The sequence below is a fragment of the Shewanella sp. FJAT-51649 genome (assembly GCF_019457435.1).
Taxonomy (GTDB): domain Bacteria; phylum Pseudomonadota; class Gammaproteobacteria; order Enterobacterales; family Shewanellaceae; genus Shewanella; species Shewanella mangrovisoli.
In genome coordinates, this window is record NZ_CP080411.1 from 2924654 (window position 1) to 2939212 (window position 14559).

Consider the following 14559-nt stretch of genomic DNA (forward strand, 5'->3'; position numbering starts at 1 on the left):
TTTTCAGCAAATTAAGCCATATTTAAGGTTTAGCTCAATCGGCTTTTTTGTTAGTATGCGCGGCTATTTTGCCAACACAAGTCATTAACAGAGGTTTCATGTTCGATCTCTTTCGCCACAAAACATCTAGTCACAAAGCCGATATTCTCTCGGGGCTGACGGTCGCACTTGCACTTATCCCTGAAGCCGTTGCCTTTGCCTTTGTCGCTAATCTCGAACCTATGGTCGGCCTCTATGCAGCCTTTATTATGGGATTGGTTACCGCACTGATTGGCGGCCGCCCAGGCATGATTTCGGGCGCAACAGGAGCCATGGCTGTGGTGATGGTGTCCCTTGTGGTTGAACATGGCGTGCAATACTTATTCGCCGCTGTGGTGCTGGCGGGGTTAATCCAAATCAGCGCAGGGATATTTAAACTGGGTAAGTTTATCCGCATTGTGCCCTATCCTGTGATGATAGGTTTTGTTAACGGCCTCGCCATTGTAATTTTCTTGGCTCAGCTCGGGCAATTTAAAGTCAAAAATGCCGCGGGGGAATTAGTCTGGTTACCGCAAGAGCCTTTGATGCTGATGCTAGGGTTAGTCGCTCTGACCATGGCAATTATTTACTTTTTACCCAAACTAACTACAGCAGTCCCCTCATCGTTAGTTGCGATTCTAAGCGTGACCGCCATCGTCGTGGGTTTTGACTTAGAAACCCGTAATGTGTTGGATTTTCTTAAAACCATGAGTGGCGATGAGCATGCAACCATCGCAGGTTCACTCCCAAGCTTTGCTGTTCCACAGGTGCCGTTTAACCTTGAGACGCTCTATATCATTCTCCCCTATTCCTTTATTTTAGCCGCCGTCGGATTAATCGAATCCCTGTTAACCTTGACGGTTATCGATGAGATGACTAATACCCGCGGACGTAGCAACAAAGAATGTATAGGCCAAGGCGTGGGCAACATCACCAGTGGCTTTTTTGGGGCCATGGGCGGCTGCGCTATGATTGGTCAATCGATGATTAACATTAACTCGGGTGGTCGTGGCAGATTATCCGGTATTACCGCGGCTATCGGTTTACTGACCTTTATTCTGTTTGGCGCATCTTTTATCGAAATCATTCCGCTTGCCGCTTTGGTTGGGGTGATGTTTATCGTGGTGCTTGGCACATTCGAATGGGCAAGCTTTAAATTTATGGGCAAAGTCCCTAAACATGATGCCTTTGTGATTGTGCTCGTGACCACAGTAACCGTTTTTACCGATCTCGCCTTTGCTGTCTTTGTCGGCGTCGTGGTATCCGCACTCGTGTTTGCATGGCAACATGCTAAACACATCAGTGTGAAAGTGACCTCAAATAGTCTGGGCTGGAAAGTCTATGAGCTGAACGGCCCACTGTTTTTTGGCTCAGTGGCCAGTTTCCTCGAATTATTTGATGCCTCGCAGGATCCCCAGGATGTCGTTATCGATTTCAAACATTCACGCGTAGCCGATCATTCAGCATTAGAAGCCATAGATACCCTTGCCGAACGTTATGTTGCGCTGGGGAAAAAGCTGCATTTGGTGCATTTAAGTGCCGATTGTAAAGCCTTACTTCACAAAGCAGGCGATCTGGTTGAAGTGAATTTGCTAGACGATCCCCACTATAAAGTTGCGGACGATAAGCTCGATTCTTAAATAAGCACCTAATAAGGCTGCAATAACTGCTAACCCACGATCTGAAGGCTAACTTCGCAAAAGATTGTGGGTTTATTATTGCTGGCAAAACAAGACTTGATGTGCACCGATAGCTGATAGCTTAACAATCAAACTCATCTTTCAGAACTCAACTTTGGCCAGATAAATAGGCTCCAGAACAGAGGTTAAGAGGTTAAGAGGTTAAGAGGTTAAGAGGTTAAGAGGTTAAGAAAGAATATCGTCTAATCCACTCACAGATATACAAAGCAAGAGTGTAGAAAACTTAAAAACGACACAAATAAAAAGAGCCGTGGTATAAACCACAGCTCTTAAATCCCTTGCTATCAGCGCTAGGCTAACAGCACTGAAAATTAACCGATTACGGTTACGTTTTCAGCTTGAGGACCTTTTTGACCTTGAGTCACAGTGAAAGACACTTTTTGACCTTCGTCAAGAGTTTTGAAACCGTCAGAGTTGATTGCACGGAAGTGTACGAATACGTCTGGACCAGATTCTTGCTCGATGAAGCCGAAACCTTTGTCAGAGTTGAACCACTTAACAACACCAGTAACTTGAGACATGATATAAATCCTGTAAATAAAAAATTAAAGCCTTAACGGCGGTGGAGCTGGAAAATGCCGGTATTACTTATGTTTACAGGACGAACTGGTCGTATTGAACACATAAATATAAGCCCAACCTTCAAGCTAGTAAGACTATAAACCATTCTAAAGATAAGTCAACATACTGCGACACTTTGAAAAATTTATTTAAACCAAGCCCATCTCAGGTTTTGCCACCGGCTCGCAGAACAGCATGTTCTTACGGCGTAAGCATCGACAGTTAAGCATTTTAAATAATTTATTTCAATAGCTTAAAATCAACCTCTAGACTGAAATGCGATGTACTTCAATCTGAAAGTCTAATTCGCAGCTTAATCCGCTCTGTGCAAATGTGTGCTTTTGTTCGGCTGTAAACTTCCAAGCGTAGGGAGTCATTTCCAGAAAATGGCTAATATCTTGGCTATTATTTAGCTCAAGTTGTGACCTAAGCCGCTCTTGGTGTAAACATTCGAACCCCGCAATCTTGGCATCGGACGCAGGATGCAATCTCGGTTCGGCATAAATTTGCTGTTTCAGCGCAAAATGATGTAAAGGCCCAGGCGATACTGTGATCAAAATGCCATTGGGCGCCATGACCCGCTGCAACTCTTCCTGCTTCGATGGCGCATAGATACGAATCGCTAAATCGATACTCTGTGATGGGATCGGCATTTCGTAGGCGCTCGCCACACAAAAGCTGAGGTTCGGGTACCGTTTAGCCGCATATTTTATCGCCGATTTGGAGATGTCCACGCCCTGTAACTGGCAAGGATGCTCGGCGACAAGCGTATTGTACAAACGATGGCTGTAATACCCCTCACCACAGCCGATATCGAGGACCTGCAGCGCCCCGCTGGCATACTCAAGTGCCAACGCATTCACTCTGTCACTTAAGCTTTGATAGTAACCCGCAGTTAAAAACTCCCTGCGGGCCAACATCATCTGTTGATTGTCGCCAGGATCTTTGGAATTTTTCTTCTGCACGGGAAGCAGATTCACATAACCTTCTTTGGCCATGTCGAACTTGTGTGCCTGCGGGCATCCCCAAGTTCGTTCAGTCAAGGTGAGCGGTAAGGCACACAAAGGACATATATATTGCATTGGTTAACTCTATAAATGATTGGAATGGCTGGCTTATGCCTCATCTTCCATGAGTCGCTCCACCATTTGCAGTAATTCTGGGGAAGCGAGCAGCTCAAAACATTCGAGCTTCCTTAAGGCTTTATCAATATTCAAACCGTCATTCGCTGCACGGCTAAAATTTGGTCGTTCGAACATATGAGTATAAGTGCGAAATAACCATTGGCGCTTTTGTTGCAGCAAGGGATCAAGTCGCACCGCCTCTTCGGCTAACCCCGTATGACAATGCCCCAACTCTCCCCGTAAAAACGCTTGTAGCTCGAGCCGAACTTGTTCTATTTCAGTCAAGCATACGGCCAAGGATTCAGCGGTAGCATTATAGTCATATTCCCGCGCTAATATCGCTTTCGCCATCATCAACACTTTCGGCTCATGCAAACCTCGGCCATCGGATTCGAGTGCGACGAGCTCAAATTTAGAGGCTGCTTGCAGTGACACTCTGATCCCAGCCTGCGCATCGACTTTAATGACAATGCCCGCGCGCAGTTCCTGCGCGCAAAATTTGGGTGCAGTGCCTAGACGATGGTAAAGCCGAACTCCTTGCCCCAAGCTTCTTGATGCCGATGCGGCAAACCTTGTCGATTCCACTATCTCGGCATTGAGTTTGAGTCCCAAAATAGGTTGAAAGCGGACGGCAATCTGCGGCTGCGGTGTTTCAGACACCACAATCAACTCAAGCAATGGTGCCCCCATCGCCTCAAGCACAATAAAATCGCTGATATTGCTGGGCAAGGTTAAGGTCAGCGTCGAGCTCTGCCCAACATCGAGTACCATAGGTTCATTAAGATATTGATGATGCATAAGACTTATTCCCTGTTCTAAAGGGAATTGTAACTGCCAACCGAGGTAAAGATCACCTCTTAAGCGCTTATCTTTTCAATATAATTTCTCAATCTCGGTTTTTGCTAATGAATATTGCGGTGAGTTTAAGTGTTAAGATGCTATTATTCGACAAAACCGTCATTTGATTGAAATTATGTATACAGCATCTCAGCCAAGTATTTTTTGGCACGATTATGAAACCTTCGGAGCCAATCCCGCCAAGGATAGACCCGCCCAGTTTGCCGGGATCCGCACAGATTTAGATCTCAACATCATCAGTGAACCCGAGACTTTTTACTGTAAACAATCAACGGATTATCTCCCCTCGCCCGAAGCCATTTTAATCACAGGGATCACACCACAATTAGCCAATTTAAAGGGGTTGCCTGAAACCGAGTTTATGGGCCGTATTCATACACTCTTTAGCCAACCGAATACCTGTGTCGCAGGCTATAACTCCTTGCGCTTTGACGATGAAGTCACCCGCTATGGTTTCTACCGTAACTTTATCGACCCCTATGCCCGCGAATGGCAAAATGGCAATACACGCTGGGATATCATCGATTTAGTCAGAGCTTGCTATGCGTTTAGACCTGACGGGATACATTGGCCATTAAAAGAAGATGGCTCGCCCAGCTTTAAGTTAGAGCACCTAACGCAAGCCAATGGTTTAAGCCATGAAAAAGCCCACGATGCCATGTCTGATGTGTACGCCACCATCGCCATGGCCAAGCTAATTAAAGAAAAGCAACCCAAGTTATATCAATACTATTTCGAGCTACGCCGTAAACAGGCCGTGAGTGCCCAAATCGATGTGTTGAATATGCAGCCGCTTGCCCATGTGAGTTCCAAAATCAGTGCACTGCAGGGCTGTACGACGCTGATTGCCCCTGTTGCCCACCATCCAAGCAACAAAAACGCCATTATTTGCGTTAACTTAGCCATGGATTTAAGCCCGCTGTTTGAGCTGGATGCCGAGCAAATAAAGACTCGCATGTATACACCGAGAGCCGAGCTTGCTGCAGATGAGTTACCTATCCCGGTCAAACAAGTTCATCTTAACAAATGCCCTTTTATTACCTCGGCCAAAATTTTGGATGATGCCCAGGCAGAAAGACTTAATATCGATAAAGCTTTTGCGAGAGAGCAATACAAACGCTTAAAGGCTCACCCAGAATTGCGTGAAAAACTGGCCCAACTCTTTGAGCATGAAGGCGAAGTCACAACCACAGATCCTGACTTGATGCTGTATTCGGGTGGTTTTTTCAGCCCCGCCGATAAAGCCAAGATGGAGATCATTCGCCATACCTTGCCACAAAATTTAGCGGCGCTGGATCTGCAGTTCGATGATGGACGCATACCCGAGATGCTGTTTCGCTACCGAGCACGTAACTACCCTGAACTGCTGAATGATCAAGAAGCTCAGCGTTGGCGTACCTTCTGCCAACAACGTTTGAGCGATCAGGATTATTTACTCAAACTTGAAAATCTGCTGCAAGATACCGAGGGTGATGAACACAAACAGAAGTTACTCGCGGCCCTGTGTCACTACCTACGCGGGCTCTAAAGTTACGCGGACTCTACAACACCGATAGCCAATCGCTAAGCAGAGAGTTCAATTAGATAAGACAGTTATTTAACGCCAGACATTGATAACTTCTTTCAGTTGTCACTTAACTGGCGTTAAATTGAGGTATAAACGCGAACTAACTCGCATTTATACCGTAACAAAATTACTAGAATGTTCTTCCATGAACTTAACAAACAAGGAGTCGGGAAATGCAAGATAGATTTATCAAAAGCATAACCCAGCTGCCAACACCATTGGCTGACGCATTAATTTCCCTATTACATCAAAACTTTGCGGGACATATTGATGCACAGCAACTGGCAGAGTTAGTCCAAAGCAGCAAAATGACCGAAGCCGAAGTATTACTGGCGCTACTGCCTATTGCCGCCGCCTTGGCGAAACCGCCTATTAGCGAGTTTTATGTCGGCGCGATTGCCAAAGGGAAAAGTGGTGACATCTATATGGGCGCCAACCTTGAACTGCCCGGCGAGGCCCTGTTTCACTCTGTACATGCGGAGCAAAGCGCCATCAGTCACGCTTGGTTAAGTGGCGAGAGCCAAATTGTCGATATGATAGTCAATGCTAGTCCCTGTGGTCATTGCCGTCAGTTTATGAACGAACTGGTCGAGGGTGGCCAAATTAAGATCCATTTGCCATCGCAAGACAGCCATTTACTGTCCTATTACCTGCCCTACGCGTTTGGGCCTAAGGATTTAAATGTGCAGTCGCCCTTGCTGGTCAAGCAGGAAACCGAATTTGCCCTCGATAGCAGCGATCCTATGGTGATTGAGGCGTTAGATCATGCGGGTTTAAGCTATGCCCCTTATACCCAAAGTTATGCGGCCGTAGTATTAGAAACAGCGGACGGCGCAACCTATTGTGGTCGCTACGCTGAAAACGCGGCGTTTAACCCTTCCATGCTGCCAATGCAAATGGCCTTATCGAATCTGACTCGACATAACCGTGATTTTGGCGAGATCCGCCGCGCGGTGCTGGTCGAGTCATCACAGGGGAAAATCAGTTTAGTGGGCGCAACCATGGATGCGTTACATGCCGTTGCGGCCATCGAACTTGAGCATATAGTGGTCGACCCCGTTTAACGAGAGTCCAGCGGCGCTTTAGCTTTACACAATTGTATTTGCTGGGCGCCGCGTTTTTCTCATCTCTTACCTCTAGCGGTGCTAAGTCACTTAGCTAACGATTAGCGCTACGTTTTGCCTCGAATGCAACCTTACGCTCAGCCATTCTTAAGTAACAATCTTCGCGCTGCGCCTGTGTCATGGTGCGCCAGGCTAAGATCTCATCCAAATGCCTAAAGCAGCCCATACAGATATCTTGCTGATCGAGGCAGCAATTTCGCACACAGGGATGTTCGAGGTGATTACTCTGACCAGACCGCATATTCGTTGCCAGCAGGCTCAATAAAATGGAAACGCCGTCCACCGGGAAAGCTGAAAATATCTGTACTAATAGCGCCGCCCGCCGCCTTCACAGCCGCTTGTGTCTGTTCTAAATCCTTGCTGTACAACACGATGAGCGGACAACCTTTTTCGAGGTTAAAACTTACCTCTGCTTGATAAAAACCTCCCGTGATCCCCGCATCAATAAAACAGCTATATTGCGGGCCGTAATCCTCAAAGCGCCAACCAAATACCGTATTAAAAAAGGCCTTCGAGCGACCAATATCTGTGGTGGGGATTTCTAAATAATTAATGCTGTGATGATCCATAATCTTCCCTGCTCATGATTAATCAAACAAAAAGGGAGCCAATGCTCCCTTTAGTATGCTGGCTATTGCCAGATTAACCTTGTACTAAGGCGGCGACAAGTCCGATAGCGCCACCAAATACCCCGCCCCACACTACGAGCCAACCTAAATGTGTCTGGATCATCTCCTGCACGATTTGTTTAACCATTTGCGGCGTTAATTCATTTAGGCGTTGTTCAACGATATTAGCGATCTTCGTTTGTAGATCGGCCATCACTCTCGGCTGTTCAATCTCTTGTTTCAATAGGTTGCGGAACTGCTCACTCTCGGACATTTCCACCAAAGAGGCCTTCATCTTCTCGATAAAGGGTTCCTTTAACGGCATTAACGCCTCAGTGCCGCCAAACATGGATAACATGCCGCCGAAGGAGGATTGAGCCACAGTGTTAACTAAAGCATCGAAGGATGGCGCTAAGTCCACTTTATCAATCACAGGCGCTAAATCGATTTGGCTAATTCCCTCTTTTTCCGACAGAAAACGGTCAATATTCTCAGTGGTGAAAAACTGCTTCATCATAAGATGTGCAATCCCCGCTTTGAACTCTTCAAAACGCGATGGCACGACGCCTGAACCGTATAAACCTGGGACCTTCTCAAACAGCATATACACCGCAAGCCAGTTAGTAATGGCGCCAGATAAAGCAAATAAACCAACATTAAACAGAATGGGTTGGCTCAATGCGTATCCCAATGCAACGCAAATGGCCGCTAGCACATTTGTCACTAAACTCTTATTCAATCTTACTCCCCTCTTAAGCTATCGATGCGATTGCAAATGGCGCTAGTTTAGCAAGTGAAGGGGATGCAGGTCTAATGCAGAAAAAGGATGAAAACGCAGCCAAATACCGATAAAACATTGTGCAAACCCAGCTAACTCAAGCGCTAGCCGGGCTAGCCTTACACCGCTAACGGCGAGTAGCGTCAATGAGGTTATTTCATTAATTAACATTAACTTAGTTTAATGATTTTAAGGAAAAATAATTGCACATTTCTCAACGCGCTTAGGAATTATTGAAAAGCATCGTCTACACTCAAGGGGACAAAAACTCCACAACCTTGCTCAATCACGTAAACATAAGGGATGTGCTTATGGACTCTGCATTTAATACCGCTGGTGCTTTAGGTTGGCATGAACTCACGACCCACGATACCGAAGAAGCCATGCGCTTTTATGGAGAAGTGTTTGGTTGGCAGTTTAGAACGGTCAAAATGCCCCATGGTCAGTATCATCTCATTGAAAATCAAGGCGTAGGTATTGGCGGTATTACCGATAATCTGATCCCAGCCTTGCCTTCACATTGGACGGGGTACGTCACAGTGGCCGACGTCGATTTGGTCGCTATTAATGCGAAAAAACTCGGCGGTGATATTCTCTTCGGCCCAGAGGATATTCCTAAAGTGGGTCGTTTTTGTTGGATAAAAGATCCACAGGGCGCCATTATCGCCGCAATTAGTTACCTCTCAGCCTAAGCCGTTTCGACTGCATCTAATTGCGTTTGATTGGCAGAAACGTTACTGCTGTGAACAGAGGGTTATTGTTTAATATTGCTTGACGTTCAAACTCGTTACCATAAGGTAATGCTCAGATTTAATTGGAAAAACTAAAAACAACTCATGTACACCTGAGCATTATTCGCTAGAATAGTCGCATTTATTGATAGATTTCGCGCCTGCGTGCGTATTGGAGCCTTAATCTCACTATGTTGACTCAGCTATCACGGTTAAAACTGGCGTTCTTTAGCCGTCCTCGATACCACCGAATTCTCGCCTATTTAACGATAATCTACTTAAGTTACCTGATTATCCTTGGACTGGTACTCCCCAAGGCCGTAGTGTCTTTCGCCCCAGAGAAGCTTGCAGAAGTATTGGGCCGTCCTGTGACGCTGCAGGATATGCGGGTCAATCCTTTTACCTTCCAAGTCAATATCGAACAGTTCGAAGTTAAAGAGAAAGATAATCAAGCCTTTGCAGGATTATCTCAGCTGCAATTTGAAGTCAACTTTTGGCAGTCAGTGTTTAATCAAGCCGTGGTGATTGACCATATCCAGCTACAAGGCCCCTTCGCCAATATCCGTCGGTTTCAAACCCAAGGGAAAATCCAGTTTAACTTCGATGATATTATTACCACCCTCAATCAGGCTAAAACGCCGAGTGAGCCTGAAACCGCAGCTGAAAATACCCACCCACCGCGAGTGATATTAGGTGAATTCAGCTTAAGTGCGGGCAAGCTCAAATTTGATGATAACATCACCCAGGCCTTGATTGATTACCCCAATATTAACTTCAAACTCAGTCAGTTAGATACTGAGTATTTGATGACGGCCAATCCTGCAAGCCCAACAAAAGGCCAAGCGACGACATCTCAGGATAAGCCCGCGACAGATACGCCTACGACTCAGGCCAACTCAACATCGAATCCTCCGAGTATTCTGCACAACCAATTTGTCGCCCAGTTGCAGGATGCCCATGCGGGCGAAGTCAGCCTTGCCGGACAATTCCAGCTTTTCCCCTTTAAGCTTATCGGGGATGCACAGCTCGCCAAACTGCAACTCGCACCACTCTGGCAATTTGTAGCCGACCAATTCAAGGTAAAACTGGCGGCGGGTGAACTCAGTATCAACAGTCATTACCAAGTTGAGTTGACAACGAATGGAAACGTACAACTCACGGCCGACCGAGGCCAAGTGATTGTAGAGAAAGTTGATTTACTCAATGGCGACCAGTCCGTTATCGCCTTACCCTTGCTGGCGATTGATGGAATAAACCTCAACCTCGCCAAACAGCGCGTCGACATTAAGCAAATCCACAGTGAAGGTTTAAGCCTTAAAGCCAAGCTGGACGAACAAGGCATCGATTTAGCGCAGCTGTTAATGCCAAAATCTATGGCTGCCAGCACAGATACCGCAGCGCCAAACACATCAGCTGAAGCACAAACACCAGAAGCACCAGCTGAAACGAACGCGTCAGCCGCATCGGCTTCACAAGCAGCCTCGGATACGAGCGCAGCTGAACAGCAAGATGCCTGGTTAGTGACACTGGGCGGACTGAGTATAGAAAACTACGATATTCAACTTGCGGAACATAAACTCACCCAAACCGCACAGCAATGGCGTGTTTATCCCCTTAATTTTGCAACACAAACCATAGTGAGCGATTTAAAGGCGCCTATCGAATACGAACTTTCCTTTGCTCTAAATGATAAAGGACGCTTTATCTCTAAGGGGCAAGTCGATGTGCCTAGTGAGTCAATTAACGCCGACCTTAAAGTCGAGCAGCTCGCCTTAGCCCAATTCCAACCCTACCTTGCGCCCTATGTGAATATGCAGCTCAGCAGCGGCCTGTTCAGCAGTGATGGCAAGCTAAATGCCGACGGCAAAGGCAAAGCGATTTATCAAGGCAGTGTTGAGCTGGATGATTTGAGTATCCTCGACAACATTCGTAAAGCCCCCTTGGTTAAATGGCAAAAAATGCATATTAATCAGCTCGATTTCGACCAGCAGCTGAATAAAATTAATATCGACCATCTAAGCTTTAATCAGCCCTACGCTAAGGTGGTTATCGCTAAGGATCGCACGACCAATATCAGTAATCTGATTGTGGAAACGCCTGCGACTGACGCGTCTAAGACGACTGCGACAACGGCCAAGACAGAGGCCAAGCCGCAGAGCAGCCCCGATGCAACGGCTCAGCAGCCCGAGTTAAGCTTAGATATTCAGAAAATCAGCTTTAACCAAGGCTCGGCATTTTTCGCCGATAACTCCCTCACGCCTAACTTTGCCTCAGGCATTGAGCAGCTTGAAGGCAATATCAGTCACTTATCCTCCAAACCCGGCACGACAGCATCGGTCGATATTAAAGGGAAAATCGATCGTTATGCGCCAGTGACCCTAAAAGGGGATATTAACCCACTGCTGGATAAGCCTTATCTTGACTTAGACCTAGTGTTTAAGAGTGTCGAGCTAACCTCTGTCAATCCTTATTCAGGCACCTATGCAGGCTATTACATCGATAAGGGGCAATTGTCCTTAGCGCTCAACTACAAACTGGAGCAAAACCAACTCAAGGGCAGCAACCACTTAGTGATTGATCAGCTCAAACTGGGTAAACGCAGCAACAGTGACTTAGCCACTAGTTTGCCCGTGACATTAGCGATTGCCCTGTTACAGGACCGCCACGGCGTGATTGACCTTGGGATGGAAGTCTCCGGCGACTTAGACTCACCCAGCTTTAGTGTCGGCGGCATTATCATGACGGCCATCACCAATGTGATCACTAAGGCCGTGACAGCGCCCTTCTCTTTCCTTGCGGGTCTTGTAGGTTCAGATGAAACCTTGGATAAAATCCCCTTCAATCCGGGGCAATTTGTACTCAGCCCACATGAGCTAGAAAGCTTAGATAAACTCGCTAAAGGCTTAGACGATCGCCCAATGCTCAAATTGAGTCTTGAGGGCAGCGTCGATGCCATCAAGGATAGCCAAGCGATTGCCGAGCGCATGATGAAACGCAAGCTGGCCACGCTAGCCAATCTGCCACTGGCGGAATTACCCGCGGATCTCAGCCCGAGCCAATTCCCAACCGAAGGCCCACTGGCCGATGCGCTGGTCAAACTGTATGAGCAGGAAGTCAAAACCAATCCGGATGATGTGAAAGACACTATTGTTGCTGAGACCAAAGATGCGCCACTGAGCAAAGAGGAACTCACCACCCGTTGGCATATTGCACTGTATAACCTCACGGTAAAAGCGCAAACAGTTAGCCCTGGCATGTTAGGCGATTTAGCCCAAGAGCGGGCTAAGTCGGTTAAAGCCTACCTTGTCGACAGTAAAGGAATCGCGCCAGAGCGGATTTTCCTACTCGAGAGCCGCGTGACTCTGAGCCAAGATGCGGCGCAGGTGAATATGAGTATCGACGCAAACTAAATACTCACCGACACCAAAACATGGATAACAAAACGCCCAGTGACCACTGGGCGTTTTTATAACTAAAGTCGACTAACAGCCTCAGTCTCAATTACTTGGCCTCACGCATCCCTTAGGTTACACTCTGCGGCTTTATGCGAGCGGAATCACATTTCGCCAAGTCTTTTCGACAACGAAATGCCCTTTTGCACTACCCATACTGCGGCGCGCTAACACACTTTATTCGAGGTAATTATGTTTATTATTCGCTGGATTTTAGGCCGGATCATTTTGTTACTGAACTTTGTGTTCACCCCAAAGAAGCGTAAACGCCCACAGGCAGAACAACAACAGATTGACGCCCAGACCCAAGCGCTGGCCTTATATCAGTACAATGCCTGCCCTTTCTGCGTTAAAGTGCGCCGCGCTATGCGTCGTCAAGGACTGAATATTCAAACGGTTGATGCAAAACAATCTCCGCACAAAGATGAGCTGATCGCTCAGGGCGGTAAACAACAGGTTCCTTGTTTACGCATCGAAGAAAATGGCCAAGTACAATGGCTGTATGAGTCGAAAGAAATTATTAACTACTTAGATCAACGCTTTGCCTAAATGAAATGCGCGCCCTATGGCGCGCTTTTTATTTACGCCTAGCTTTAAGCACCAGGTTTATTTGCGCCTTTCTTTACTTACGCCACGTTTACTTACGCCAAAGATATTCGCGATCGGAATAGTCAAACAACCATTGGGGTTGGTACACCACGAGCAGCGTCACCGCCATGCCATTGAGTAACGCTTCAGGGAACGCTAATAGCGGGATTAACATCAGATAGTTATCAATCAACACGCCCCAGTCATAATCCATTGACCACCACAGCCAGAACGCCCAACTGAATTGATGAAAAACCGTCGACAATCCTGCGTTAATAAAGGCGCCGACAAAAATAAACACAAAAATATGCTTAGGAAACAAATGATAACTACGGCTGTAGAGGATAAAGGCACAGAACAGCGGAATAGCGATAGCAAACAAGCTAAAGGCACCAAATTCGGCGGGCTGTTTTAACACAAACACACTGAAAAATGCGCTCGGTAGCAGCAAGGCAACCGTGGCTAAACGCCAACCAAACATCAGTAGGCAAGTGACTATGCCTAAGAAGTGTAAATGCAATCCCACTTGAATACTGGCATTGAGCAACCACAGGGTATTTACCGCAATCAGGGTCAATAACAGCCGCCATTGTAGGCCTTTATCCTTCAGTACTTGCTGTAGCTCCTCCTTAGGCCAGATGGCATAAATCCACAGCGCCAGTAGCAATAGACTTAGGCACTGCAATGGGCTGATATCCCATTCGATTTGTGCCAAACGATTCGCCCAAAAGTCCAACATGACAAAGGCTCCCTCAGTACAGCGCCATTCGGCGTGATAAAGCGGTAAAGATAATCACGGTATACGAGAGTCAGTATATCGTGAATAAAACCCATAATTGCATGATATTTCGCGGCATATTAAGGTATTCTTCGATAAGTGAATCACCTAAGAGTAATCCTTCATATGCCATTAAGATCGATAAGTCTGACACTGCTGAGCTGCTTTACCCTACTCGCCTGTAGCAGCGCCCCGATAGATCCCGCTGAGTTTGCGGGTAAGTTTAAAGATAAGCTCACCACAGATCTGCGCGCCGATGGCCTAAAACTCTTTACCTATCAAGCCGGTTTAGCCGAAGACAAATCGAAAAAGGATAATGCCGAGCGCCCCTTCCCCCACGAAGAACGCATGCGCCAAGTCGCCCAAGATCCTAGAGAACAGCGCCGCAGTCGTAAAGAGCAGGCCGACTCACTCGAGATTTGGGGTAAACAGGTGGAGCTGGGCTTAGAAAAAACCTTAGAAATGACAGGCTATTGCCGCGAGGGTTATTTCGAATTGAGTCGAAATATTGAATCGGGACGCGGCGAAATTCGCGGAGAATGTAAAGAAGGTGCCACCGAGGAAGACAAACAAAAATTTGCGCGCTTTTAGCAAGTTTGAGTGCTTATCTTTACCAGTAAAAAGAAAAAAATAAGGGCGAAGTTATCGCCCTTATTTCAACGCTTTACTTAG

Annotated in this window: 14 protein-coding genes; 7 read left to right on the forward strand and 7 right to left on the reverse strand. The window is 46.7% G+C overall.

What is annotated here, in order from left to right; all coding sequences use genetic code 11:
• The first annotated feature begins 98 nt into the window (after positions 1–98).
• Entirely contained in the window at positions 99–1658 is a 1560-nt protein-coding gene (locus K0H59_RS13005; protein ID WP_220053352.1) for a SulP family inorganic anion transporter, read from the forward strand.
• A gap of 371 nt (positions 1659–2029) precedes the next feature.
• Here K0H59_RS13005 and K0H59_RS13010 read toward each other — a convergent pair whose 3' ends face one another.
• The 3 genes from K0H59_RS13010 to K0H59_RS13020 form a co-directional block, all read right to left on the reverse strand.
• The gene (locus K0H59_RS13010) at positions 2030–2239 is read right to left on the reverse strand and encodes a cold-shock protein (protein ID WP_011072720.1); all 210 of its coding nucleotides are present in this window, start codon (positions 2237–2239) and stop codon (positions 2030–2032) included.
• 306 nt (positions 2240–2545) lie between these two features.
• Positions 2546–3361 (reverse strand): 23S rRNA (guanine(745)-N(1))-methyltransferase, encoded by an 816-nt coding sequence (gene rlmA / locus K0H59_RS13015; protein WP_220053353.1) that lies wholly within the window; start codon positions 3359–3361, stop codon positions 2546–2548.
• A gap of 33 nt (positions 3362–3394) precedes the next feature.
• On the reverse strand, positions 3395–4201 hold the full coding sequence (locus K0H59_RS13020; protein ID WP_220053354.1) for a hypothetical protein: 807 nt from the start codon (positions 4199–4201) through the stop codon (positions 3395–3397).
• A gap of 175 nt (positions 4202–4376) precedes the next feature.
• Here K0H59_RS13020 and sbcB point away from each other — a divergent pair, with 175 nt between their 5' ends.
• On the forward strand, positions 4377–5789 hold the full coding sequence (gene sbcB / locus K0H59_RS13025) for an exodeoxyribonuclease I (RefSeq protein WP_220053355.1): 1413 nt from the start codon (positions 4377–4379) through the stop codon (positions 5787–5789).
• Between the two features lie 212 nt (positions 5790–6001).
• The gene (gene cdd, locus K0H59_RS13030) at positions 6002–6892 is read left to right on the forward strand and encodes a cytidine deaminase (protein WP_220053356.1); all 891 of its coding nucleotides are present in this window, start codon (positions 6002–6004) and stop codon (positions 6890–6892) included.
• Between the two features lie 94 nt (positions 6893–6986).
• Here the strand turns inward: cdd and K0H59_RS13035 are convergent, their stop codons facing one another.
• The 3 genes from K0H59_RS13035 to K0H59_RS13045 form a co-directional block, all read right to left on the reverse strand.
• Positions 6987–7193 (reverse strand): DUF1289 domain-containing protein, encoded by a 207-nt coding sequence (locus K0H59_RS13035; protein WP_220053357.1) that lies wholly within the window; start codon positions 7191–7193, stop codon positions 6987–6989.
• Complete coding sequence (locus K0H59_RS13040; protein ID WP_011717476.1) at positions 7174–7521, reverse strand: VOC family protein; 348 nt, start codon at positions 7519–7521, stop codon at positions 7174–7176. The genes K0H59_RS13035 and K0H59_RS13040 overlap by 20 nt, the downstream gene beginning before the upstream one ends.
• Positions 7522–7594: 73 nt before the next feature.
• Positions 7595–8299 carry a DUF445 domain-containing protein gene (locus K0H59_RS13045; protein WP_220053358.1) on the reverse strand — a complete coding sequence of 235 codons (705 nt, stop codon included), beginning with the start codon at positions 8297–8299 and terminating at the stop codon, positions 7595–7597.
• Between the two features lie 350 nt (positions 8300–8649).
• Here K0H59_RS13045 and K0H59_RS13050 point away from each other — a divergent pair, with 350 nt between their 5' ends.
• From K0H59_RS13050 to K0H59_RS13060, 3 genes are all read left to right on the forward strand, one after another.
• The gene (locus K0H59_RS13050; protein WP_011717478.1) at positions 8650–9030 is read left to right on the forward strand and encodes a VOC family protein; all 381 of its coding nucleotides are present in this window, start codon (positions 8650–8652) and stop codon (positions 9028–9030) included.
• A gap of 230 nt (positions 9031–9260) precedes the next feature.
• Complete coding sequence (locus tag K0H59_RS13055) at positions 9261–12479, forward strand: DUF748 domain-containing protein (RefSeq protein ID WP_220053359.1); 3219 nt, start codon at positions 9261–9263, stop codon at positions 12477–12479.
• A gap of 234 nt (positions 12480–12713) precedes the next feature.
• Entirely contained in the window at positions 12714–13070 is a 357-nt protein-coding gene (locus tag K0H59_RS13060; protein WP_011717480.1) for a glutathione S-transferase N-terminal domain-containing protein, read from the forward strand.
• 88 nt (positions 13071–13158) lie between these two features.
• Here the strand turns inward: K0H59_RS13060 and K0H59_RS13065 are convergent, their stop codons facing one another.
• Positions 13159–13848, reverse strand: coding sequence for an energy-coupling factor ABC transporter permease (locus tag K0H59_RS13065; RefSeq protein ID WP_220053360.1), 690 nt, complete (start codon positions 13846–13848; stop codon positions 13159–13161).
• Between the two features lie 165 nt (positions 13849–14013).
• Between K0H59_RS13065 and K0H59_RS13070 the strand changes: the two genes are divergently transcribed.
• Entirely contained in the window at positions 14014–14478 is a 465-nt protein-coding gene (locus tag K0H59_RS13070) for a hypothetical protein (protein WP_220053361.1), read from the forward strand.
• Positions 14479–14559: the final 81 nt, after the last annotated feature.